Genomic DNA, 19,495 nt, shown 5'->3' with positions numbered 1-19,495 from the left:
AAGTAGAAGTATGGATAAGATAGTGCGAATTCTCGCCGTAGATGACCACGAAATGATTGTTCTTGGGTACAAATATACCTTAGAAGGGACTGAATTTGAAAATTTTAAGGTAGTTGTAAATACAGCCCCCAGTTATGAAAAGGGCAAGGCAGAAATTGAAAGTTCTGCCAATAGAATTCCCTACGATATTATTCTCTTGGATATCTCCATGTTTCCTGACAGCGCCAAAGAAGAACGCAGCGGCGAGGATCTAGGATTATTGGCCAAAGAAATTTCACCAACCTCAAAAATAGTTTTCCTATCCTCTTTTAGTGATAGCTATCGTATTAATCATATGTTGAAGGTTGTCAATCCAGATGGGTACATGGTGAAATCTGAAGTTGATGAAAGAACCTTACAGGAAATGGTGAAAACAGTTTTAGATCAACCTCCCTATTATACAGCCGCCGCTTTACAGGCTATTAGGAGAAAAATGGCCAACGAAGATCAAATTGATGAACGTGATAAAAAAATTCTTTATCAGCTCTCAATTGGTACGAAAACCAAGGATATTTCATCTATAGTGGCTGCTGCCAGCACAACTGTAGAGAATAGAAAACGTCATTTAAAAGTTATTTTTGGTGTTGAAAATGGAAATGACTTTGCACTAATAGAAGAAGCCCGAAAGAGAGGTTTTATTTAACATTTTCATATTTAAAAATCAAAATCTCTCAAATTACTGCCGCATAAGCACTTACAGAACATTGTAATATCCACAAAGAAAACCCCCATTATTTATGGGGGTTTTCTTTGTCTATTTAGTGGCTTCTCAATTTACATTTGAAAGTCAATTGAATTACACTATAAGTTTATGCCTTCATTCCCAGATAATTTCGAATACAATTCTTCCGGAGGTTACAACATAGGTTTGCGGCTGGAGGGAGTTGAAAAATTTAAAAATAGCTTGGAAAAATTCTTTTTTTCCGTTGCTACCGTACGAAATTCAACTTCAAATAATAGTAATGTTAATCTTGCTATTGAGTTGGAATGTAATATGAGCTTGGTTGAAATGCTATTCCATTTCAATCGTGGCACTTGGGGTAATTTTTCTCAGGGAAGGACCACATTTATAGGCATACTAGAAGATTTTAGGCAAGTAAATCTTGTTAATCTGGATATTGAAGAGCTCTCAATCCTTTTTACAGATACTCGATTGATTATTAATAAGATATATACCAAAAGTATTCCTGAGCAATTGGACAATATCTTCACGGAAATGGGTAAGCATTATGTCCATTTTAGTAAAGGACTTTCAGAAACACCTTATGAAATTTATGTTCCTGTTTTTGAAGAAGAACATTCAGCGGACGAAATTATCCTAAGAAGCCTTGAAGTTTCCAATCACACACAGAAGGATTACTATAATTTTTGGGGACTTTATTTTGAATCTGAGGATGATGCTGTTATTTATGATCTAAAAGGGTCGCACCTTGAGAGTGGAGATCTTTTTATGTTAAGTTCAGACGATTAAAAAAGAGGTTGATTATAGAAATCAACCTCTCATTGCAAATAAGGTTATATTTTAGTCTACCTAGAAATTAAACAACTCTCTTCCTTTCATTAGGTTGTTCACTTTTTCTTTCACAGCTTTTATTTTGCTTTCATCCTCTGCGTTTGTAAGAACTTCATCTACCAACTCAACAATGGTGGCCATATCTTTTTCTTTAAGACCACGGGTGGTTATTGCAGCGGTACCAAATCTAATTCCGGAAGTAACAAACGGCGATTTATCATCAAAAGGGACCATATTCTTATTGGCCGTAATATCTGCCTCAACCAAAACCCTTTCAGCATCCTTACCAGTGATATCCTTATTCCTAAGATCGATCAACATCATGTGATTATCGGTTCCTCCAGAAATAATATGATAATCCTTCGCAACAAAAGCTGCTGCCATTGCTTCAGCATTTTTCTTTACCTGTATTACGTAATGAAGGAAATTATCTGTCAACGCTTCACCAAAAGCAACCGCTTTAGCCGCAATGATATGCTCCAAAGGACCTCCTTGGTTACCCGGAAACACTGCTAAATCCAACAATGCAGACATTTTTCTAAGGTTACCATTCTTCAACTTTATTCCAAAAGGATTATCAAAATCCTCCCCCATCAAAATCAAACCTCCTCTTGGTCCCCTTAGTGTTTTGTGGGTTGTAGTGGTAACAATATGACAATGTGGAATTGGATCGTTCAACAATCCTTTAGCTATAAGTCCGGCAGGATGCGAAATATCAGCCAATAGTAAAGCTCCAACGCTATCCGCTATTTCCCTAAAACGGGCAAAGTCCATATCCCTAGAATAGGCAGAAGCACCGGCAACAATCATTTTTGGCTTTTCCTTTTCCGCAATTTCCTGAATCTTGTCGTAATCCAACTCCCCAGTTTCCTTATCCACTCCATAAAAGACAGGATTATAAAGCCTTCCGGAAAAATTCACGGGAGAACCATGGGTAAGATGGCCACCATGGGAAAGGTCAAAACCTAAAATAGTATCCCCTGGTTGTAAACAAGCATGGTATACGGAAGCGTTTGCCTGAGAACCGGAATGGGGTTGTACATTGGCGTAAGCCGCACCAAAAAGTTCTTTAGCTCTATCTATGGCCAATTGCTCTACCTTGTCCACTACCTCACACCCGCCATAATAACGTTTGCCGGGATAGCCCTCAGCATATTTGTTGGTCAAAACAGAACCGGCAGCTTCCATTACCTGCGGACTGGTAAAATTTTCTGAGGCTATTAGCTCAATACCACTTAGTTGCCTTTCTTTTTCCTCGGCAATCAAATCAAAAATTTGGCTATCGCGTTGCATACGTCAATATTGTGTTAAATGAGGTGCAAAAATACAAATTACTCCTTGCTATCACCCATAAAATAATAACTTTGATTAGCATTTTATCAAATAAAAATTAACAATAGACATGCCCATACCAGCGAACGACCCTACGAAAAAAACATGGCTTCCTGTGCCCGAAAATTCTGATTTTCCTATCCAGAACATTCCATTTGGTGTTTTCTTGACCAGGGACGATATCATAACCATTGGAACGCGTATTGGCGACCACGCCATTGATCTTGGGGCCTTGCATCAACTTGGGTATTTTAAGGATATTCCATTAACGGATGATATTTTCCTGCAGGACACCCTAAATGATTTTATCTCTGATGGTCAAAAAACCTGGCGTGCGGTACGAAATAGGATCAGTGAGATTTTTGAAGTGTCCAATGAAGAATTAAAGAGTAGGGAAGATCATAAGGAAGTGGTTCTGTTTTCCATGGATGAAATAGAAATGCAACTACCCGTTCAAATTGGTGATTATACAGATTTCTATTCTAGTAAGGAACATGCAACCAATGTGGGAACAATGTTTAGGGGCCCTGATAATGCCCTACTGCCCAATTGGCTACATCTCCCCGTGGGATATCACGGAAGAAGCTCTACTATAATCCCCAGTGGAACACCCGTAAGAAGACCCAAGGGACAGACAAGCCCTAAAGAAAATGGCAAACCCGGTTTTGGTCCGTCTAAATTGGTTGATTTTGAATTGGAAATGGCTTTTATTACTACCGATGCCAATGCGTTGGGAGAACCAATCCCCGTGAATGAAGCCGAAGATTACATCTTTGGAATGGTCCTTTTTAATGATTGGAGTGCCAGGGACATCCAAAAATGGGAATATGTTCCCCTTGGCCCATTTTTAGCAAAAAGTTTCGCATCATCCATTTCACCATGGATCGTGACTTTAGATGCACTAGAACCATTTAGAACGGAGAGTCCAATACAGAAACCGGAACCCCTGCCCTATTTAAAATTAAGTGGCAACCATAGTTTCGACATTGAGTTGGAGGTTGACATTAAAACAGCGGAAAACAGCACAACGGTTTCCAAGTCCAATTTTAAATATATGTATTGGACCATGGCGCAACAATTGGCGCATCACACCATAAACGGATGTAAAATTAATAGTGGTGATATGATGGGAAGCGGTACTATTTCTGGTCCAACCCCAGATAGCCGAGGTTCTATGCTCGAGCTTTCATGGGCCGGTAAAAATCCAGTAACACTCAATGACGGCTCCCAACGCACCTTTATTGAAGATAATGATACTGTGGTTCTTAGGGGCTTCTGTAAAAACTCCAATTATAGAATAGGTTTTGGAGAGGTCTCAACCAAACTTTTACCCTCCTCAGGCACCTAGCACCACACAAAAAAACGACATTTCATCGAATGCATACGATTACACATCGTTTTGCGTTAGTTAACATATGTATTTTGGCACAGGAGTTGAAATTAACACCTTGAACCATAATAGCCATATGTTATGAAGAATACCATTTTTTTTATTTCAGTATTATGTTTGGCGGCGGCCTGTAGCGGAGTTAAGAAAACCCAAAAAGCTTTAAATGTCGGAGACTATGGCAACGCCATACATACCTCGGTAAACACCCTAGCCAAAAATAAAGGGAAAAAATCAAGTCAACCGTATATTCTCATGCTTGAAGAAGCTTACAAGAAAAATACGGAGCGCGAGTTAAAACATATTAAATTTCTAGAAAGCGATGAGAATCCTGCGCATTTTGAAGAAATTTATCAGTCCTACGTAAATCTTCATCAAATTCAGGAGAAAATCAAACCTTTACTGCCACTGTATGTGGAGGGGCAAAACAGAAAAGCTCGTTTTATTTTCAAGGATTACGAAGATGATATACTTGATAGCAAAGACGACCTTGCAGAATTTCTATATGAAAATGCCAGTTCTTTGCTTTTAGAAGCAAATTCCAAAGAGGATTATCGTAAGGCTTATGATGATTTCATTTACTTGGAAGAAATAAATCCCGGTTATGATGACACCGCTAATAAGATTTTGGAAGCCTACGAAAAAGGATTGGATTTTGTAAGCGTGGATTTGGTCAACAACTCCAATGTCATTATTCCTGCTCGCTTGGAAGAGGAGCTTCTTAACTTTGATGTGTATGGTCTTGATCAATTATGGACAAAATATCATAGCAACCCACAACCAAATATTGACTATGACTATCATATGCAGCTTTCTTTGAGAAACATAAACATTTCTCCAGAACATGTGAGTGAAAAGCAACTTATTAAGGAAAGGCAAATAAAAGACGGTTACCAATATGCAACGGATAGAAAGGGTAACATTTTAAAGGATAGCTTAGGTAACAAAATTAAAGTAGACAATTTTAAGACTGTAAAGTGTAATTTTTATCAGTTCACTCAACTAAAGTCCGCTAAGGTAGATGGATTTGTAAAGTTTACAGATTTAAGAACCCAACAACAATTAAATTCCTATCCCATAAGTAGTGAGTTTATTTTTGAGCATGTTTACGCACGGCATGATGGTGATAAAAGGGCTATTGATAATGAACTAACACCCTTATTGAAATTGGGAGCAGTACCTTTTCCCTCCAATGAACAAATGGTCTATGACGCTGGAGAGGATATAAAGAACAGATTAAAATCCATACTAAAAAGACAGCGTTTCAACTAAAAAACAAACCCCGGGTACTCCGGGGTTTGTATTTTTAAATATAATCTTCAAGTGTAATGTCTGCAATGGCACCATGGGAATCGTGCATAATCACTTGCCCTTCTTTGATAATTAACAATTGTGGAGACTCATGTCGTATTTGAAAAATTTCGCTTACCAAATTACTTACATTTCTATTCTGGTGCAGGTCCAAAAAATAGAAATCCGCTTCCTCCTCTTTCAAAGCATAATTTTGGGTAAACATATTTAGCGTCATTCTACTAATTCCACAAGTAGTACTGTGCTTAAATATAAACTGGGCCTTAGAATTGGATTTTGATTTAATTTCTTCCAATTGATTTTCATCTGTAAGGGGTATCCAAGGAATCTTTGAGCTTTTCTCTTTTTCCTCACTTCCGTTTCCGCCAAATAAATTTCCAAATATTCCCATTCGATTGTAACTTAATTCAAATAACCAACTTCAAGAACTGCCGAAATGTCCTGCTATTATTGAAAACAGCAGACATTTTGTCCTGCCTATTTCTATGGTAGGATTATTGACATAATCAAATCAAAAGTAAACAAAGCACTAAAATATAGACATATGAACTTTAATAATTATACCATAAAATCTCAGGAGGCCATACAACATGCACAACAAATTGCGCAAGGTTTAGGTCACCAACAAATTGAAAATGAACATCTCTTTAAAGCCATTTGGGAAATCGATGAAAACGTACTTCCATTCATATTAAAAAAATTAAATATGAACGTGGCGATTATCAAACAAATTCTTGATAAAGAACTGGAAAGCTTTCCTAAAGTTTCAGGTGGCGACATCATGTTTTCAAGAGAGGCCGGTAAAACCGTAACCGAAGCCAGTGTTATTGCCAAAAAAATGGAGGATGATTTTGTTTCCATTGAACATTTAATTTTGGCCATTTTCACCTCGAAAAGTAAAATTGCCCAAATTTTAAAAGACCAAGGGGCTACTGAAAAACACCTAAGGGCGGCCATTTCGGAACTTCGGGGGGGAGAAAAAGTTACTTCTGCTAGTGCAGAAGACAACTATAATTCTTTGGACAAATATGCCAAGAACCTGAATGAGTTGGCAGATAGTGGAAAATTGGATCCGGTAATTGGCAGGGATGAAGAAATTAGAAGGATATTGCAAATACTTTCAAGAAGAACCAAAAACAATCCCATGTTGGTAGGGGAACCAGGAACAGGTAAAACTGCTATTGCAGAAGGGTTGGCCCATAGAATTATCCAAGGGGATGTTCCGGAGAACCTCAAAGAAAAAATTATTTATTCCCTGGATATGGGGGCATTGATTGCCGGCGCAAAATATAAAGGTGAATTTGAGGAGCGTTTAAAGTCCGTTATCAAGGAAGTTACTTCCTCGGACGGCAACATTGTTCTTTTTATTGATGAAATACACACCTTAGTTGGTGCGGGAGGCGGACAAGGAGCAATGGATGCTGCCAACATTTTAAAACCTGCTCTTGCACGTGGTGAATTGAGAGCTATTGGCGCCACTACTCTAGATGAATATCAAAAATACTTTGAGAAGGATAAAGCATTGGAAAGGCGATTTCAGAAAGTCACGGTCAATGAGCCCGATACGGAGAGTGCCATTTCAATTTTAAGGGGAATCAAGGAAAAGTATGAGGCGCATCACAAGGTACGAATTAAGGATGACGCCGTAATTGCAGCGGTAGAACTGAGCCAACGTTATATCACCAACAGATTTTTACCGGACAAGGCCATTGATCTCATGGATGAGGCGGCATCCAAGTTGCGAATGGAAATTAATTCCAAACCAGAAGAACTGGATGTGCTGGACCGAAAGATTATGCAGCTGGAAATTGAGATTGAGGCTATTAAACGTGAAAACGACAAAGCAAAATTAAATTCCTTAAATGTGGATTTGGCCAACCTAAAGGAAGAGCGAAATGAAATTTTTGCTAAATGGGAAGGTGAAAAATCGGTCGTGGATAATATCCAAAAAACAAAACATGACATAGAGGAATTTAAACAGGAAGCCGAAAGGGCCGAACGTAATGGTGATTATGGAAAAGTAGCCGAAATTAGATACGGTAAAATAAAGGAAGCCCAGGAACATCTTGAAAAACTTCAGGAAGAATTAAAGGCACAGCAAGAAAATGAAACGCTGATCAAAGAAGAGGTCACCAATGAGGATATAGCCGAAGTTGTCGCCAAATGGACAGGTATTCCGGTAACTAAGATGCTTCAAAGTGAGAGGGAGAAATTGCTAAAATTGGAAGATGTGCTCCACAAACGCGTGGTTGGGCAGGAAGAGGCCATACAAGCTGTTTCAGATGCCATAAGAAGAAGTAGGGCCGGTTTACAGGACACTAAAAGACCTATTGGCTCCTTCCTATTTCTTGGTACTACAGGAGTTGGAAAGACCGAATTGGCAAAGACCTTGGCATCCTATCTTTTTGATGATGAGAATGCCATGACCAGAATTGACATGAGTGAATATCAAGAAAGGCACTCGGTAAGTAGGTTGGTTGGTGCGCCTCCAGGATATGTTGGATATGATGAAGGCGGACAACTTACGGAAGCTGTTAGAAGAAGGCCCTATTCCGTAGTACTCTTGGATGAAATTGAAAAAGCTCATCCAGATACGTTCAATATTCTATTACAGGTTCTGGATGAAGGCCGATTGACAGATAATAAAGGTCGGGTAGCAGATTTCAAGAACACGATCATAATTATGACCAGTAATATGGGAAGTCATATCATACAGGAGAAATTTGAGAATTCCCAAGATATTTACAGCGCAACCGAAGCTGCTCGGGTTGAGGTCTTAGGTTTATTAAAGAAAACCGTTAGACTGGAATTTTTAAACCGAATAGATGACATTATAATGTTCACCCCGTTGAGCAAAGAAGATATTTCTCAAATAGTGCGCTTGCAATTGGATCAATTAAAAAAGGTGGTTTCTAAACAAAATATTACTATTGATGCCACTAATGAAGCTATTGCATATTTGGCAGACAGGGGTTATGACCCTCAATTTGGGGCAAGGCCTATAAAAAGGGTCATCCAAAAAGAAGTGCTCAACAAACTTTCAAAAGAGCTATTAAAAGGTACTATTTCTGCTGAAAGCATAGTGCTTATAGATTCTTTTGAAGACGAGCTGGTTTTTAGGAATCAGGAAGAATTGGTGTAAGATTTACCATAGGGTAAAGTAGGATTAGGGCATCTTTAAAAAAGGTGCCCTATTTTTGATAATAGTAGATACCATACAGTATATAAATTTTCTATCTTCGTATTAAACTGCATGCAAATGACCACCAAAGCCGAAAGAACTACCGCCTACATTATTGAAACCGTTGCGCCTATCTTTACTAAACTGGGCTATGTAGGTACCAGTATGAGTGACTTAACAGATGCAACCGGTCTTACAAAAGGCGCCATTTACGGGAATTTTGAGAACAAGGAAGCCTTAGCTCTCTCTGCTTTTGAGTACAGCAGCAAAAAGCTACTTCAAAAACTGGATGATATTTTATCTACTGAAGGTAGTTCTTTGGATAAAATCTTTGCACTGACGGAATTTTACAGACATTATGATGAGTTTACGAAAGATTTAGGAGGATGTCCCATTTTAAATACCGGTGTGGATGCGCAGAACAATAATAAATTGTTGGCGGCCGCTTCTAAGGAGGCAGTTAAGGAAATTGAAGGTAAAATCGCCTTGGTACTTGAAAACGGTGCCAATAGCAATGAACTTAAGCTTCCTGTAACCCCGTTACAATTCGCAAAACAGTTCTTCACCATGATTCAGGGTGCAATTGCCATGTCCACTATCACCAGAGACCGAAAGTATTTAGTAAACACAATAGCTTATCTGGAGGTTTTGGTTAAAAAGGAACTAAAAAAATAGTCTACAATTATAGTTCCCTAAAGATTTACCATTCAATTAAGCAGTTAACTAGCCCCAATTAAAATTGGTCCAGGCGTAGTTATTTTCGATTACGTAAAAGGCTTCAGTTGATACTTAAGTGTGCTACTTTTATACGTTCAAGAACAGCCATTAAAATATTCTTTAAACAAGTATTACTCCCCAACCACTCTAAATATCCAGGTCTTTCCAGGGTATTTACCACCGTAATTACTGTTTCTAGCTTGTCGTGCCTCAGAAATGGTGTCAAATCGCTCTAAATACGCATAATTGTATTTATTGGTACTTCTAACAAAGGAGCCTGGGTTCATACCTTTTTTACGTAAATCGGCCATGAAGGCATCAAAATACTTTTTAGTACCAAATACATTGGCAATAAGGTAGTAACCGGGTGCCAATCCTTCCTCGATCTTAACTTCCTCGTACTTCTCCCCTTTTTCCGGAACTACTTTTTCCTGTTGGCGAGCCTTGGCAAGAGCCGCTTTTTGCTTCTCTTCCTCTACTTTTGCAATTGAATCCAATCTCTTTTGTTCAGCAATTTGTTTTGCCTGGGCCAAGGCCTCTTGTCGTTTTACTTCGTTAATGGAATCCAATTTTCTTTCCTGCTCTTCTTGAGCAATGGCAAGGGCTTCTGCTGCTTTCCTTTCTTTACGGGATAGTTTCTCTACGGGCTGCTCTTCAGCAATTTCCAATTGTGGGTCAGTTAGACCTATCAATTCCCTTTGTCGGGCCTTTTCTTCTTCTTCCTGTTTCTTCTTCAATTCCATAGCAGCAACGGCCGCCTCCTTTTCAACATTGGCAATGGAATCCCTTATTATCTTATCCCTTCTTTTTTGTTCTTTTTCCTGTGCTCTTACTTCTTTCCTACTGGCTTTTTCTTCCGCCCTCTCAGACTTTGCCAATTCTTCTGCCTTGTCCAACTCTTTTTGAATTCGTTCATTTTGCTCTTCTTCCAATGTCAATATACCATTTTCATCTTCTTCTGGCTCAAAACCTACCATTTTATGTCGCTCACTAGGCTTGCCCAAAAAGTAGGCCGCCATTAACTCAAAAGAAGCCTGATTGGTAATGTTAGACTTTGTTCCCAATTCAACCAAAGCTCCCAAGGAAAGATGTTTAAACAGGGTAACGCCAGCACCTATGCCATAACCATAAAAATTGTTGTATCCCACTTGGCCCCAATAATTATCAGTATTCATCAAAGTGTAAAAACCCACTTGGTTAGATTGGCCCGGAATGGTCCTAAGGTACATACTTGGCCTTAAGAAGGCATTGGGCGCATTACCCAAAACAAGGGGAAAGTCATAGGAAAGAATTCCCATAAAGATTTTATCCTCTTTTGCCGTGTTTCCTTCCTTCTCATTAAAATTGTAATCAATCAGGTTTTCAGATGCCAGTCCTAGGGTTAAACGTTCAACGGATAAACTCATCCCGGGAGCCATTTGTACAATAAAATCATTGCCTATGGATTCTTGAGGCAAGGGAAAATTTGGGTCGGGTACAAATCTATCATCCGCCAATTCTTGCTGAAATGCAAAAACATTGATCCCCACGCTAAGTTGAACAAGCTCGTTCAATTGAAATTGATGAGCATAATTTAAAGCTCCACCGGTATTAAAATAAACACCTGTATTTTGTTGTAAAAATGCCACTCCGGCTGCCGAATTGGAATTGAGCCTACGTGTATAATTGAGAAAAATGGTGGTAGGATCCGCATCTATACTTTGCCACTGCCAACGAGACCAAAATGCAATGGATTGAGCATTGTTCCTATCCAAGGAAAAAGCGGGATTGAACAAGCTGGCATTATAGGTAGTAAGATTATGTTGCCTTAAATCTGCAGGTAGTCTTTCCTCTCGCTGTGCGAAAAGACCTGTGACAAGGCAAATTAATATAAGGAGGGGCGCATTTCTTAGCATACACAAAAAAACAAAAACAAGAAGCTGAACATACTTTTTTCAACTAATTTTAGTTAACATTTATGCAAGAGTTTTCAACCAAAAAAGAGACTGAATCCATGAAAAACATACAATTAATTCAATTTGTAGTATTTTTCTTATTTATTGTGGGTTGTAAAGATAAAGAAAAAATTGTGGACCCCGTTACCACGGAAACCAACGTATCTACCTTTTATTTTATCAGACATGCAGAAAAAGATATTTCAAATCCTGAAGATGCAGATCCTGAACTAAATCAAAGTGGATTAGGACGGGCCATGCATTGGGCCGAAATTTTGGACGAAGTAGATTTAGATGCCATCTATACTACGGACTACCAAAGAACATATATGACAGCCGCCCCAGTTTCCGTAAAAAAAGATTTAACCGTTCAATATTATGACCCGCAGACCATTGATTTGGAACAAATTAAAGCGGACAACCTAAACAAGAAGGTTTTAGTGGTGGGGCATAGTAATACCACTCCAGACCTTGTAAACAAAATGATTGGGGAGAGCAAGTATTATGAAATGGACACCACGGATAATGGAAGTCTGTTTATCGTGAATTTGGTTAACGAAGTGACAACTTCCCAACGCTTACATTTTAATTGTAATTGCCCAAAAGAACGCGAGTAATACTTCGTAAAATACACTAAAACCAAACAAGCGAATACAAGTTGTTCCATAAAATTGATTTTACTTCACTAATTTTGTGGAATGGTTCAAAAGAACATCAACATAAAAAACAAAAGGGCAAAGTTCGAATATGAACTTTTAGATACCTACGTAGCCGGTATTGTATTGGCTGGCACTGAAATTAAATCCATTAGGGAAGGCAAAGCTTCCATTTCACAGAGCTTCTGTGAGTTTAATGATAGAGGCGAACTTTTTGTAATCAATATGCAAGTAGATGAATATTCACACGCCTCCCATTTTAACCACAGGCCCAAAGCGGAGCGAAAACTCTTAATGAATCGCGGAGAGCTAAAAAAATTGAGAAAGGAAGTCACCACCAGCGGACATACCATTGTCCCACTACGTTTGTTTATCAACGACCGAGGGTTGGCAAAAATGAAGGTGGCCCTTGCCAAGGGTAAAAAGCTCTATGACAAAAGAGAGACTATTAAAGATCGAGATAATAAGAGAAATTTAGCCCGTATAAAAAAGAGCTTCAATAATTGATTTTTTAGTTTTTATTCTCCAAAAGCGGCACAAATCTAAAGGAGCCAAATTCCTTTTTTTCAAATTCTTTTAAAGATTTTCTATAAAAAAGGGTCATTACCTGATCTTGGGTTCCTACGGGAATTACAAGCCTACCTCCTACTTTTAGCTGTGCCATTAAGGCTCTAGGTACTTCAGGGGCTCCTGCAGTAACAATAATGGAATCAAAAGGAGCTTCTTCCGGAAGGCCTTTGTAACCATCTCCAAAAATAGTCTTTTTGGGCCGGTATCCCATCTTACCAAAAAACAACTTGGTTTTCTTAAAAAGCTCCTGCTGTCTTTCAATGGTGTAGACCTTTGCTTTTAAATGCAACAAAACGGCGGTTTGATAACCACTTCCTGTTCCAATTTCCAAAACTTTATGTCCTGGTTTAACATGTAACAATTGGGACTGAAAAGCCACGGTGTAGGGCTGGGAAATAGTCTGATCGGCCGCAATTGGAAAAGCTTTGTCCTGGTAGGCATGCCCTTCAAAACTGCTATCCATAAAAAAATGCCTTGGAATGGTTTTAATGGCTCCCAGTACATTCTTGTCCGTAATTCCTTTTTCAATGAGGATATCGGCCAACTTGTTTCGCATTCCCCTATGTTTAAAGGTATCTTTCAAAAGGTTTGGTTTTTTTGAAAGGTAAATTTACTTTCTAAAACGCCAAATCACAAGTGCAGTTATCAACTAAGAATTCACATTTTCCTTATTTACGCTAAAATCCAAGGGAATATGAAATGACCATTGCTTAAAATAATATGTATTTTTGATGCAAATTGATTTAAATGTTAAAAGTAGGTGTTTTAGGCGCTGGACATTTGGGTAAAATACACCTAAGATTGCTCGATGAGTCCAAGAAATATGAGTTGGTAGGTTTTTATGATGCCGATTCCATTAATGGTAAAAAAGTTTCTGCGGAATTCGGATATCCATATTTTGATAATATCAATACACTTATAGATGCTGTTGAAGTGGTAGATATTGTAACCCCTACCCTTTCTCATTTTGATTGTGCCAAAAAAGCCATCCAGAAAGGAAGACATATTTTTATTGAAAAACCTATCACCAATACCTTGGAGGAGGCAGAAGAGTTACAACATTTAGCTGCTGAATTTGGGGTTAAAGGTCAAGTGGGCCATGTAGAACGATTTAATCCTGCTTTTTCTTCCGTTAAACATCAAATAAAAAATCCTATGTTCATTGAAACACATAGGTTGGCAGAGTTCAATCCACGTGGTACAGATGTTCCCGTTGTTTTGGATTTAATGATTCACGATATCGATGCCATTCTAAGTGTTGTTGACTCCAAGGTAAAACAAATAAATGCCAGCGGTGTTTCTGTTATTAGTAAGTCTCCGGACATTGCCAATGCGAGAATTGAATTTGAAAACGGCTGTGTTGCCAATTTAACCGCAAGTCGCATTTCCCTTAAAAACATGAGGAAATCCAGGTTCTTTCAAAAAGACGCCTACATTTCGGTAGATTTTCTGGAAAAGAAAGTAGAGGTTGTAAAAATGAAAGATGCTCCGGAGGTGGCAGGTGATTTTGATATGATTTTGCAAAATGCGGAGGGGGAGAAAAAGCAGATTTACTTTGAAAACCCCGAGGTGCATCAGAATAACGCCATTCTTGATGAGCTGGAAACTTTTGCCGATGCCATTATAAATAATTCGGAACCTGTAGTAACCTTAGAACAAGGCTCAAACGCCCTTAAAGTGGCTTTGGAGGTCATTTCTTCATTTAATAACAAGACAGAAGTAATTTAAAATTCTTTTCACTGCATGCCCATAAAAGAAAACCTACAACGTATAAAATCACAAATCCCCAATAACATAACCTTGGTTGCGGTTTCCAAAACAAAGCCCCATGAAGATATTATGGAAGCCTATGAGGCGGGACAGCGAATATTTGGGGAGAACAAGGTGCAGGAAATGGTTGGCAAATGGGAGGCATTGCCTAAAGATATAGAATGGCACATGATAGGCCATCTTCAGAGAAACAAGGTAAAATATATGGCCGATTTTGTTTCACTTATCCATGGGGTTGACAGTCTTAGGCTATTGAAAGAGATTGATAAACGTGCAAAAGCAAGCGATAGAGTTATCAATTGCCTATTGCAAATACATATTGCAGAGGAAGAAACCAAATTTGGTCTGGATCAAGATGAATTGAGCCAACTTTTAAATTCTGATGATTTTAAAAGCATGAAAAATATTAGAATTAAAGGGCTTATGGGAATGGCCACGTTTACGGATAACGAAGCACAAATAAAAAGGGAATTTCAATCTCTAAGAAAAACTTTTAATGAGGTAAAGCAATTTTTACCAGAATGTGATACGCTTTCCATGGGTATGAGCGGCGATTATATGCTGGCCATACAAGAAGGTAGTACCATGGTTAGAATTGGTAGTAGTATTTTTGGAAGCCGAAACTATTAGTTAAACAAAGAAAGCGTTTCAGCGCTACCAAGGCCCTAATACATCTTTACTAGAATATTTTTAATGTACGCAATACTAGACATAGAGACTACCGGCGGAAAATTCAATGAGGAAGGTATAACCGAAATTGCCATTCATAAGTTTGATGGGCATCAAGTGGTTGATAAATTTATCAGTTTGGTGAATCCGGAAAAGCCCATCCAACCATTCGTGGTGAATTTGACCGGCATCAACAACAAAATGCTGCGTACTGCCCCTAAGTTTCATGAAGTTGCCAAAAGAATCGTAGAGATTACGGATTCCACGGTACTTGTGGCCCATAATGCACAGTTTGACTATCGTATTTTAAGAACGGAATTTAGGCGTTTGGGATATAATTTTGAACGAAAAACGCTCTGTACGGTAGATTTGTCCAAAAAGTTGATTCCTGAAGCGGAATCGCATAGTTTAGGAAAATTGGTTCGATCGCTGGGCATTCCTGTTAGTGATAGGCACCGAGCGAACGGTGATGCGCTAGCAACGCTTAAATTATTTAAAGTTTTACTTTCAAAAGACTCGGACAAAGAGATACTTAAAGGCATAATTCGCGATAAGGAGCATGGAGAGCTATCCGATAGACAGTTGGATATTGTTGAATCCTTACCTTCGGAAACAGGCGTCTATTACATGCACGATAAGGACGGGGAAATCCTTTACCTAGGAAAGAGCAGTAATATTAAAAAAAGGGTGAACCAACACTTTACCAACGGAGGAAAAAAATCAAGACAGCTTCAAAAAGCCACCAAAAAAGTTTCTTTTGAAAAAACGGGAAGTGACTTAGCTGCTTTATTAAAGGAAAACGAGGAACTCAGAAGAAACAAGCCTAAATACAATTCAAGGCCTCCTAGAAAAAACTTTTCCTATATCGTAAAAACAGTTGATAACGATAATGGTTATAAGCAGTTAGTGGCTGAAAAATCTTCCTTAAGAAAAGATGCATTCGCCACATTTAACAGCTTGGCCGGTGCAAAAAATTTTATTTTCAAGGTAACCAAAGACTTTGAACTTTGCCCTAAGTTGAATGGAATTTCTGAGGCAAAACAGAGCTGCTCCTCGTACGAAAATGGGGAATGCAAGGGGGCTTGTATTAATCAAGAATCGGCCGAAACCTATAACAAGCGAGTTTTGGAAGTTTTGGATACATACTCCATCAACCAAAAAAACATAGTTATTGTGGACAAAGGAAGGGAGATAGGCGAATACATTGCTTTCTTAATAAAAAAAGGTCTATTTCAAGGGTTTGGATACTATGATCTAAATCACCAAATCAATAATTTAAATATCTTGGAATCTATTATTACACCCATGAACGGTAATGAAAACGCGACCCATATTATTGAAACCTATTTAAGAAAGCGGCGCGTTCATAAAATTATGGAATTAGACAAATAGTTTGAAAGAACACAAACCGGAAAAGGGCTGGAAAAGCAAAGTCCACGAAATAATTTATGAGGCCGATACCCCTATAGGTAAATGGTTCGATCTCCTTTTGTTTTTACTGATTATCATAAGTGTTCTTTTGGTAATGTTGGAAAGCGTAAAATGGATTGACGCTAAATACCATCGGACCCTTTTTGTGTTGGAATGGATTGTGACCGTGCTATTTACCATTGAATATATTGCTAGGATTGTTTGCATAAAAAAGCCTTTCAAATATATTTTTAGTTTCTATGGAATTATAGACTTCTTGTCCACTATTCCTCTTTACTTATCCTATATTTTTGCCGGATCACAAGTATTATTGGCCATCAGGGCGTTTAGACTGTTACGGGTTTTTAGGATATTAAAACTGGTTCGGTTTTTAGGTGAGGCCTCACAACTAAGAAGAGCTTTAAAGGCCAGCCGCGCCAAAATAACCGTTTTTCTATTTGCCGTACTTATACTTTCCGTTATTTTGGGAACTCTTATGTATTTGGTCGAGGGAGATGAAGCAGGATTTACCAGCATACCTACTAGCATTTACTGGACCATTGTTACCCTAACCACTGTAGGTTATGGAGACATCGCGCCTATTACCCCTCAAGGCCAATTGATAGCTACCATAATCATGTTGGTAGGTTATGGAGTGATTGCCGTACCAACCGGAATTGTCACTGTGGAATTTGGTAGACAAGGACAAGGAAAACCTAAACAACCAGATGGTAATAATCATTTTGTGCATGTAAATACCCAATCCTGTCCCACTTGTGCAAAAGAAGGACATAGGGATGATGCCGATTTTTGCTATAAATGTGGAGGTAAACTTTAATGGAGAAAATACTTATTTCAGTTGTTGGGCCTACAGCTATTGGTAAAACGAGATTGGCAATTGCCTTAGCGCAGTATTTTGACACGGAGATTATTTCTGCTGATTCAAGACAGTTTTTCAAGGAAATGTCCATTGGAACAGCTGCACCAACAGCTCAAGAACTATCACAAGCCCCCCACCATTTTATCCATCATAAATCAATTTTTGAAGAGTATTCCGTAGGAGATTTCGAAAAGGAAGCTATTTCTTTGTTGAAACGCTTGTTTAAAGAAAAGGACATTGTTGTTATGGTGGGCGGTAGCGGCTTGTATGTAGATGCAGTTACCAAAGGTTTGGATAATTTTCCTGAGATACCCCCTTCCGTTAGGGCAGAATTGAATAAAAAATTGGAAGAAGAAGGACTTGAAACGCTTCAAAAAGAATTAAAAGTCAGAGACCCCGAATACTATGAGAAAGTAGACCTTAATAACCCACATAGGTTAATAAGAGCCCTTGAAGTTTCCCTTGGTTCTGGACAGCCTTATTCTTCCTTTCTTAAGAATAAGAATAAAAAAAGACATTTTAAGACACTTACCGTAGGGCTTACTGCCGAAAGGGAGGAAATTTATAATCGAATCAATCAAAGGGTAGATGTAATGATTGCCGAAGGATTGATAGAAGAGGCAAAGCAACTTTATGTAAATAAAGACCTAAATGCATTACAAACGGTAGGTTACAAAGAATTGTTCAACTATTTTGAAGGAATTTGGGAAAAAAACTTTGCCAATTCCGAGATTAAAAAGAACACCCGTAGATTTGCAAAACGGCAACTTACATGGTTCAAAAGGAATGAAAAAACATTGTGGTTCGACTATCGAACACCCCTAAGCACCATAATTGAAGGCATTAAGAAGAATATATGAAAAATAATCCAATCATTTTTGTAATGGGAGTTTCAGGCTCCGGCAAAAGCACTATTGGCAAATTTTTAGCCCAAAAATTAAATTTGGATTTTTTTGATGGTGATGATTTTCACCCTAAGGAGAATGTAGAGAAGATGGCAAAAGGCAATCCCTTGAACGATGAAGACCGCAAAGGGTGGCTCATTCGCTTGAACCAATTGTCCCATGAAATGAGAGATATAGGCGCCGTAATTGCATGTAGCGCCTTAAAACATTCCTACAGAAAACTCCTAAGGGATGGAATGGAAGAACAAATGGAATTCGTATTTCTTAAAGGCTCTTTTGAATTGGTATCCGAAAGATTAAATGCTAGAAAAGGACATTTTATGCCTCCTGAGCTATTGCGTTCGCAATTTGAAGCCTTAGAGATTCCCAAAGCGGCCCTTACGGTATCTATTGAAAATACTCCTGAAATGATTGTGGATACAATTTTGAGAAAATTGGCTGGCAAATAAAAAAGGCTCTGGAATAACCAGAACCTTTTGAGCTTATTTTTTTAACGATAAAATTAAACCTCCTCTTCTTTAACTACCAAGCGGAAGCCCTCTCCGTGAATATTCAATATTTCTACCGTATCATCACGCTTCAAATACTTACGTAATTTAGCGATGTATACATCCATACTTCTGGATGTAAAATAATTATCATCCCTCCAAATTTTGGTCAAAGCAAGTTCTCTAGGCATTAAATCATTTTCATGAAGTGCCAAAAGACGCAACAGTTCATTTTCCTTTGGAGATAGTTTAATGGACTCCTCATCCTTATATTTCAAGAACCTCAATTTGGAATTTAAATGAAAATTACCAATCTGAAATTCAAACTTTTTGCTATCCGCTAACGTATTAGATGCTTTTCTTTGAAGTATCGCTTTAAGTTTCATCAGTAAAACTTCAGAATCAAAAGGCTTGTTCAAATAATCATCTGCACCTGCCTTATATCCTTTAAGAACATCTTCTTTCATAGTTTTTGCCGTAAGAAAGACAATGGGCACATTTTCATTTTTTTCACGAATTTCCTTTGCCAAGGTAAACCCATCCTTGTAAGGCATCATGACATCTAAAATGCACACATCATAATTATCTTTCTTGAACTTTTCAAAACCTTCCATTCCGTTTTTTGCCAACGTAACGTCAAATTCGTTCATAGATAAATAATCTTTCAGCACGATTCCGAAATTCGGATCATCTTCAACCAGTAGTATCTTTTTATTGACTGTTTCCATAATTT

The 19,495-nt window shown here is 38.2% G+C and carries 19 protein-coding genes; 14 read left to right on the top strand and 5 right to left on the bottom strand.

The window, feature by feature from the left end:
- Positions 1-10: 10 nt before the first annotated feature.
- Together BIZ36_RS09560 and BIZ36_RS09555 are read left to right on the top strand one after the other, a co-directional pair.
- Positions 11-682, top strand: a complete 672-nt coding sequence (locus BIZ36_RS09560) for a response regulator (RefSeq protein WP_187457671.1) — start codon at positions 11-13, stop codon at positions 680-682.
- Positions 683-850: 168 nt separating this feature from the next.
- The gene (locus BIZ36_RS09555) at positions 851-1,510 is read left to right on the top strand and encodes a hypothetical protein (RefSeq protein WP_187457670.1); all 660 of its coding nucleotides are present in this window, start codon (positions 851-853) and stop codon (positions 1,508-1,510) included.
- A gap of 60 nt (positions 1,511-1,570) precedes the next feature.
- Here the strand turns inward: BIZ36_RS09555 and glyA are convergent, their stop codons facing one another.
- The gene (gene glyA, locus BIZ36_RS09550; protein ID WP_187457669.1) at positions 1,571-2,845 is read right to left on the bottom strand and encodes a serine hydroxymethyltransferase; all 1,275 of its coding nucleotides are present in this window, start codon (positions 2,843-2,845) and stop codon (positions 1,571-1,573) included.
- Positions 2,846-2,954: 109 nt separating this feature from the next.
- Here glyA and fahA point away from each other — a divergent pair, with 109 nt between their 5' ends.
- Both fahA and BIZ36_RS09540 read left to right on the top strand, forming a co-directional pair.
- Positions 2,955-4,232, top strand: a complete 1,278-nt coding sequence (gene fahA / locus BIZ36_RS09545) for a fumarylacetoacetase (protein WP_187457668.1) — start codon at positions 2,955-2,957, stop codon at positions 4,230-4,232.
- Between the two features lie 123 nt (positions 4,233-4,355).
- Positions 4,356-5,543 carry a hypothetical protein gene (locus tag BIZ36_RS09540; protein WP_187457667.1) on the top strand — a complete coding sequence of 396 codons (1,188 nt, stop codon included), beginning with the start codon at positions 4,356-4,358 and terminating at the stop codon, positions 5,541-5,543.
- A 34-nt stretch (positions 5,544-5,577) separates the two neighbouring features.
- On the opposite strand, the gene ytxJ is transcribed toward BIZ36_RS09540, so the two are convergent.
- Positions 5,578-5,973 carry a bacillithiol system redox-active protein YtxJ gene (gene ytxJ, locus BIZ36_RS09535; protein WP_187457666.1) on the bottom strand — a complete coding sequence of 132 codons (396 nt, stop codon included), beginning with the start codon at positions 5,971-5,973 and terminating at the stop codon, positions 5,578-5,580.
- A 153-nt stretch (positions 5,974-6,126) separates the two neighbouring features.
- On the opposite strand from ytxJ, the gene clpB reads away from it, so the two are divergent.
- Together clpB and BIZ36_RS09525 are read left to right on the top strand one after the other, a co-directional pair.
- Entirely contained in the window at positions 6,127-8,724 is a 2,598-nt protein-coding gene (clpB, locus tag BIZ36_RS09530; protein WP_187457665.1) for an ATP-dependent chaperone ClpB, read from the top strand.
- 117 nt (positions 8,725-8,841) lie between these two features.
- Positions 8,842-9,438 carry a TetR/AcrR family transcriptional regulator gene (locus BIZ36_RS09525; protein ID WP_187457664.1) on the top strand — a complete coding sequence of 199 codons (597 nt, stop codon included), beginning with the start codon at positions 8,842-8,844 and terminating at the stop codon, positions 9,436-9,438.
- A gap of 173 nt (positions 9,439-9,611) precedes the next feature.
- On the opposite strand, the gene BIZ36_RS09520 is transcribed toward BIZ36_RS09525, so the two are convergent.
- Positions 9,612-11,375: a PorP/SprF family type IX secretion system membrane protein gene (locus BIZ36_RS09520; RefSeq protein WP_187457663.1), complete on the bottom strand. Its 1,764-nt coding sequence runs from the start codon at positions 11,373-11,375 to the stop codon at positions 9,612-9,614.
- Positions 11,376-11,473: 98 nt separating this feature from the next.
- Between BIZ36_RS09520 and BIZ36_RS09515 the strand changes: the two genes are divergently transcribed.
- Together BIZ36_RS09515 and smpB are read left to right on the top strand one after the other, a co-directional pair.
- Positions 11,474-12,031 (top strand): SixA phosphatase family protein, encoded by a 558-nt coding sequence (locus BIZ36_RS09515; RefSeq protein ID WP_187457662.1) that lies wholly within the window; start codon positions 11,474-11,476, stop codon positions 12,029-12,031.
- Between the two features lie 81 nt (positions 12,032-12,112).
- Positions 12,113-12,577: an SsrA-binding protein SmpB gene (gene smpB / locus BIZ36_RS09510; protein ID WP_187457661.1), complete on the top strand. Its 465-nt coding sequence runs from the start codon at positions 12,113-12,115 to the stop codon at positions 12,575-12,577.
- A 4-nt stretch (positions 12,578-12,581) separates the two neighbouring features.
- On the opposite strand, the gene BIZ36_RS09505 is transcribed toward smpB, so the two are convergent.
- Positions 12,582-13,196: a protein-L-isoaspartate(D-aspartate) O-methyltransferase gene (locus tag BIZ36_RS09505; RefSeq protein WP_222937333.1), complete on the bottom strand. Its 615-nt coding sequence runs from the start codon at positions 13,194-13,196 to the stop codon at positions 12,582-12,584.
- 191 nt (positions 13,197-13,387) lie between these two features.
- On the opposite strand from BIZ36_RS09505, the gene BIZ36_RS09500 reads away from it, so the two are divergent.
- The 6 genes from BIZ36_RS09500 (at position 13,388) to BIZ36_RS09475 (ending at position 18,723) form a co-directional block, all read left to right on the top strand.
- A complete protein-coding gene (locus BIZ36_RS09500) occupies positions 13,388-14,368 on the top strand; it encodes a Gfo/Idh/MocA family protein (protein WP_187457659.1) in 981 nt (326 codons plus the stop codon).
- A gap of 15 nt (positions 14,369-14,383) precedes the next feature.
- Positions 14,384-15,040, top strand: a complete 657-nt coding sequence (locus BIZ36_RS09495) for a YggS family pyridoxal phosphate-dependent enzyme (RefSeq protein WP_187457658.1) — start codon at positions 14,384-14,386, stop codon at positions 15,038-15,040.
- Between the two features lie 63 nt (positions 15,041-15,103).
- The gene (locus BIZ36_RS09490) at positions 15,104-16,471 is read left to right on the top strand and encodes an exonuclease domain-containing protein (RefSeq protein WP_187457657.1); all 1,368 of its coding nucleotides are present in this window, start codon (positions 15,104-15,106) and stop codon (positions 16,469-16,471) included.
- Between the two features lies 1 nt (position 16,472).
- Positions 16,473-17,327: an ion transporter gene (locus BIZ36_RS09485; protein WP_187457656.1), complete on the top strand. Its 855-nt coding sequence runs from the start codon at positions 16,473-16,475 to the stop codon at positions 17,325-17,327.
- Positions 17,327-18,229 carry a tRNA (adenosine(37)-N6)-dimethylallyltransferase MiaA gene (miaA, locus tag BIZ36_RS09480; RefSeq protein WP_187457655.1) on the top strand — a complete coding sequence of 301 codons (903 nt, stop codon included), beginning with the start codon at positions 17,327-17,329 and terminating at the stop codon, positions 18,227-18,229. The genes BIZ36_RS09485 and miaA overlap by 1 nt, the downstream gene beginning before the upstream one ends.
- The gene (locus BIZ36_RS09475; RefSeq protein WP_187457654.1) at positions 18,226-18,723 is read left to right on the top strand and encodes a gluconokinase; all 498 of its coding nucleotides are present in this window, start codon (positions 18,226-18,228) and stop codon (positions 18,721-18,723) included. The genes miaA and BIZ36_RS09475 overlap by 4 nt, the downstream gene beginning before the upstream one ends.
- A gap of 53 nt (positions 18,724-18,776) precedes the next feature.
- Here BIZ36_RS09475 and BIZ36_RS09470 read toward each other — a convergent pair whose 3' ends face one another.
- Entirely contained in the window at positions 18,777-19,490 is a 714-nt protein-coding gene (locus BIZ36_RS09470) for a response regulator transcription factor (protein ID WP_187457653.1), read from the bottom strand.
- Positions 19,491-19,495 lie beyond the last annotated feature (5 nt).

The organism is Cytophaga sp. FL35, assembly GCF_014349235.1.
Lineage (GTDB): Bacteria > Bacteroidota > Bacteroidia > Flavobacteriales > Flavobacteriaceae > Euzebyella.
This window is presented reverse-complemented; position numbering and strand designations above follow the sequence as displayed.

Excerpts from the sequence above, each read along its gene's own strand:
- miaA (WP_187457655.1), top strand. The coding sequence starts at position 17,327 with ATGGAGAAAATACTTATTTCAGTTGTTGGGCCTACAGCTATTGGTAAA.
- BIZ36_RS09520 (WP_187457663.1), bottom strand. The coding sequence starts at position 11,375 with ATGCTAAGAAATGCGCCCCTCCTTATATTAATTTGCCTTGTCACAGGT.
- BIZ36_RS09495 (WP_187457658.1), top strand. The coding sequence starts at position 14,384 with ATGCCCATAAAAGAAAACCTACAACGTATAAAATCACAAATCCCCAAT.
- ytxJ (WP_187457666.1), bottom strand. The coding sequence starts at position 5,973 with ATGGGAATATTTGGAAATTTATTTGGCGGAAACGGAAGTGAGGAAAAA.
- BIZ36_RS09515 (WP_187457662.1), top strand. The coding sequence starts at position 11,474 with ATGAAAAACATACAATTAATTCAATTTGTAGTATTTTTCTTATTTATT.
- BIZ36_RS09505 (WP_222937333.1), bottom strand. The coding sequence starts at position 13,196 with ATGCGAAACAAGTTGGCCGATATCCTCATTGAAAAAGGAATTACGGAC.
- BIZ36_RS09475 (WP_187457654.1), top strand. The coding sequence starts at position 18,226 with ATGAAAAATAATCCAATCATTTTTGTAATGGGAGTTTCAGGCTCCGGC.
- BIZ36_RS09500 (WP_187457659.1), top strand. The coding sequence starts at position 13,388 with ATGTTAAAAGTAGGTGTTTTAGGCGCTGGACATTTGGGTAAAATACAC.
- BIZ36_RS09540 (WP_187457667.1), top strand. The coding sequence starts at position 4,356 with ATGAAGAATACCATTTTTTTTATTTCAGTATTATGTTTGGCGGCGGCC.
- BIZ36_RS09525 (WP_187457664.1), top strand. The coding sequence starts at position 8,842 with ATGACCACCAAAGCCGAAAGAACTACCGCCTACATTATTGAAACCGTT.
- BIZ36_RS09470 (WP_187457653.1), bottom strand. The coding sequence starts at position 19,490 with ATGGAAACAGTCAATAAAAAGATACTACTGGTTGAAGATGATCCGAAT.
- smpB (WP_187457661.1), top strand. The coding sequence starts at position 12,113 with ATGGTTCAAAAGAACATCAACATAAAAAACAAAAGGGCAAAGTTCGAA.
- BIZ36_RS09555 (WP_187457670.1), top strand. The coding sequence starts at position 851 with ATGCCTTCATTCCCAGATAATTTCGAATACAATTCTTCCGGAGGTTAC.
- BIZ36_RS09490 (WP_187457657.1), top strand. The coding sequence starts at position 15,104 with ATGTACGCAATACTAGACATAGAGACTACCGGCGGAAAATTCAATGAG.
- BIZ36_RS09560 (WP_187457671.1), top strand. The coding sequence starts at position 11 with ATGGATAAGATAGTGCGAATTCTCGCCGTAGATGACCACGAAATGATT.
- clpB (WP_187457665.1), top strand. The coding sequence starts at position 6,127 with ATGAACTTTAATAATTATACCATAAAATCTCAGGAGGCCATACAACAT.
- glyA (WP_187457669.1), bottom strand. The coding sequence starts at position 2,845 with ATGCAACGCGATAGCCAAATTTTTGATTTGATTGCCGAGGAAAAAGAA.
- fahA (WP_187457668.1), top strand. The coding sequence starts at position 2,955 with ATGCCCATACCAGCGAACGACCCTACGAAAAAAACATGGCTTCCTGTG.